The organism is Acinetobacter sp. YH12112, from assembly GCF_013418945.1.
GTDB lineage: Bacteria > Pseudomonadota > Gammaproteobacteria > Pseudomonadales > Moraxellaceae > Acinetobacter > Acinetobacter indicus.
Genome location: NZ_VPBA01000074.1, coordinates 1 through 3,460, shown reverse-complemented (window position 1 = coordinate 3,460; position 3,460 = coordinate 1). Strand labels below are relative to the sequence as shown.

Annotated in this window: 4 protein-coding genes; all 4 read right to left on the bottom strand. The window is 36.6% G+C overall.

All coding sequences use genetic code 11. The annotated features are described in order from the left end of the window. Positions 1-475 precede the first annotated feature (475 nt). On the bottom strand, positions 476-682 hold the full coding sequence (locus FTU50_RS14970) for a hypothetical protein (RefSeq protein WP_180055313.1): 207 nt from the start codon (positions 680-682) through the stop codon (positions 476-478). Positions 683-754: 72 nt separating this feature from the next. Beyond that, positions 755-1,969: a zonular occludens toxin domain-containing protein gene (locus FTU50_RS14965; protein ID WP_180055311.1), complete on the bottom strand. Its 1,215-nt coding sequence runs from the start codon at positions 1,967-1,969 to the stop codon at positions 755-757. Next, a complete protein-coding gene (locus tag FTU50_RS14960) occupies positions 1,966-2,250 on the bottom strand; it encodes a DUF2523 family protein (protein ID WP_180055309.1) in 285 nt (94 codons plus the stop codon). Before FTU50_RS14960 ends, FTU50_RS14965 begins: the two co-directional genes overlap by 4 nt. Before the next feature lie 3 nt (positions 2,251-2,253). Next, positions 2,254-3,351: a virulence factor TspB C-terminal domain-related protein gene (locus tag FTU50_RS14955; protein WP_180055307.1), complete on the bottom strand. Its 1,098-nt coding sequence runs from the start codon at positions 3,349-3,351 to the stop codon at positions 2,254-2,256. Positions 3,352-3,460 lie beyond the last annotated feature (109 nt).

Below are 3,460 nucleotides of genomic sequence, written 5' to 3'. Positions count from 1 at the left end.
GTTGCAGCCAATAACGGTAAAAATTTTAAAGATTTCATAAATATGCCCTTGTTCTAAATATAAATACCAAAATTAATAAAAGTTTTGGTCATTCTGAAGTCGCATAACTTCATTTTATGTTAAATAGCATATCCAAGACTGTGGCCTGCGCAATGCATCTGGTGCCACAGCTCGACACCGTGAATCTGGACAATTGTATTCACGCTGTCGAGTACGCTAATGAACATAATATACGTTATGCCGAAATCTATGCGCGCAATCTATCAATGTGATGATCAAGTTTTATAAATAATAATTTCAGCCTATCAATTTCAGCATAATTATCAGCATCCATACTCCGGATCTGATCAAGGTATTTCTCCAGTGACTCCCGAATCAAGATGTAATCTGATTTAAGTAATACGCCCTTATTTCTGTCATAAGCAATAGTTTTATATACGTGTCTATTTTTCACTGACTGTTACCGGCATCTTATTTACGCCTGTTTTAAAAGAATTTGAGATAATCTGTCTTTCATATTTAAAGCTGTATTCAAATCTTGCTCGGACTTAAAAACGCCACATTCAACAAAAGCAGTTACTAATTCACCAAAAGCTATGTAATACGCACCACATAAATCATTATCAAGATTATTTACAACTTTTTCTGAAAGCTCATCTAAATACTCTATTGTTGATTTCAAAGCTAACGCCCTTCGGTTGTTTACTCATTTTTTAAGCTTAACAGACTTCGCTAGTTAAGTTAAAAAATCGAGTTAAATTAAGCCCTCTATTTGTGCCTGTTCCAATTTCGCAATTTGTTGAATATCAGGTTCACTAGGTTGCGTATAACTTGGCGTATTAGATAATTGAGCATTGTTTTGCACCTGTTGCGGTTGCTTGAAGTAGTCGAAAGGACGATCTCCATGTTCTACAACACGTTGACAGTCAGCTTGTGAAACGTCTTTTAATATCGTACCTTGTTGGGTATATGCTACATATTTTCCGTTTTGCTTCATGCAGCCTGAAAAACGTGGAAAGTCAGTAGGTTGAAAATTAGGTTCATAAACTGTATCAAAAGGCTTATTTGCATTGTATTGCATAACTACAGTTTGCATATTGTTGCCTGTGCTTTGCTCCAGTTGCTTATTTCTCTCTTGTTCGGCTTTTGGATCATAAGACATTTTGCATTGTTCTTCAGTCCACCCAAATTGATCCATGCAATTTTTAACTTTTGAATCAAGAGCGGTTATAGGTTTTGCTTCTTCTTCTTTGCCAGCGTTTAAACCTTGTTTTGCAATGTCAATAAAGCCACCCGAAAACATTAATTTAGCAGCGAGAGCAGCCATAACAAGAATTGCAGCAATTGCTACATAAAACTTTTTCTGTAATTTAAATTTGACACTGGTATGAGCAGACGCAGATTTATAGGCATTCTGATATTTGTCTTTAAAGTGAAATATGTATTTGTCATGTTCTTTGCCTTTTTCAGCAGCATAAGCAGGTTCGTTATAGAACTTGTCAAATTCATAAATGGTACAGAAAGGCGGTTTTTGCTGCGGACGCTTTGCATAATAAATACAGTCAACCAAGCCACGTATTGAACGCTCAATACGGCTTGCAGCTTGTGTAATTAGATAAATATCTATGTTTCTATGTCCGTGCGTGGTCAAGTCTTTAATCATCGGGTTTTGACTTGGCTTGCCTGTTAAGTCTTCATATTCTTTTCTATAGTGAACTTCATCATAAAAAATAACAGAATCATCTGGAACATCTCTCCAGTCATCAGGTGCAGGCAATACGCCCTCTATGTTTAGACCCTCAATGTCTGAATAAACTTGTCGTATAACTTCATTTTTTGATGTGTCTAATTCTTCGCCATTTTCAAGCTTAGCTAGGTATTTTTTATTTAACTCAATTTGATCAAAGATTTTTTTAACGGCAAATTGTGACTTGCCCGATCTTGGCTTTCCTACAATTAAAAAAATCATTGTAATTTCCTCAAGCTAATGGATTTATTGTTCAAATACATGCGGATGCCAAGAGCACTAAATATAAGCCCTAAAGCAATGTTGAAGCCTGCCAAACCAAGCAAACCAACAACATCACCAAGAGCACCATAGGAAGCAATTGCATGATTAATATAAGCATTTAATAAAGTTACAGAAATTGTTGTTGTGACTATACCAATGCCCAAACTAGACAAGACAGTTTTGCCTAATTTGCTGCTAAAAATGTCGCCTACTTTTACAAGGACGCTTGCTAATGACATGATTTAACTCCCATCTTTCATATATCGGCCAGTAACAATATAGGCTGATAGAATCCAACCCATCATGATGACAACAGGTTTTATTTGTGTAGCTATTTGACACAAAGGAGCATAGCTAAGTGTTAATGATGTGCTGCCCAATCCTGAAAAATTGACAGGTATTTCAACATCGGCAGGGCAATAGCTTGCAGAATTAAAACTCACAGACTGCATTTGATCTAAAAGCTGCGAATCATCTTCATTTTGTATTTCGTAAGGTTCTACTGGCGGCTGTTCAGGCTCTTGTTTAGTCCAGTCAAACCAGTCTTTTACTGTTTGCCAGAATGATTTTTCTTGGCTCTGGTGACTTGATGTTTCATCTAAATGATCATGCAATTTTTTGTCTGATTCTTGCCAGTCTTCGTACCACTCACAGACTGTAAAAGCCCAATCACAAAATTTTGGTAATGTGAATTTTCCTTCAGATGTTTTGTCGCCCGTTTCAGGATCAGTTTTTTCTGTATTTTCTGTTTTGCCTTCGTTGCCGTCTTCATCCCATGAACGGTCGTTATCATCATCATTTACAGGTTCTTTATCATAATCAGGCGACCCAATAGGTGCAGGCTTGTTATCAGGGGTAGGTTTTGCTCGTTCTGCTTTGTCTTGTAATTCATCATTTAATTCATTACCAATTCCACTTGGATCTTCTCTATAAGAATCTTCTACACCAGTCCAATCGCCAGTATTGACACGGTCATTGTCAAATTTAGGATCGGGGTCTTGATAGCCTTCGCCCATCATTGCTGCACCTAATAAAGCAGCTGTTAAGGGAACTATACGCTCTTTGGGTTCAAGATTAGGATCATAATTGGGATTTACTTTGCGGTTAAAACTTTGAGTAGCAGTTAATAATTGGGAATCAGGTCGCTTTGGTACAGAATAATAAGTATAAGTAAAACGAGCAGTAGCGCCATTATTCATATAATCAAAAGAAGTTACAGAAAAATCTGTACGTGTAGTTGATTTAGTTGTCCAATAGTCAAAAGCTTCGGATGGAGTTGCAAAACTCTTATCGTAAGATGGCCATAAATAAGGAACATTAGGGTCATTGCTGTCCCACAATTTTTCACAAGAGGAAGCTCATTTGAGCTTCCTCTTGTTTTATGGGTATTTTATCGGGTGAAAATAAAGCTTTTAAAGTTCTTCTTTCAAACAAATTCACTTGAATTAT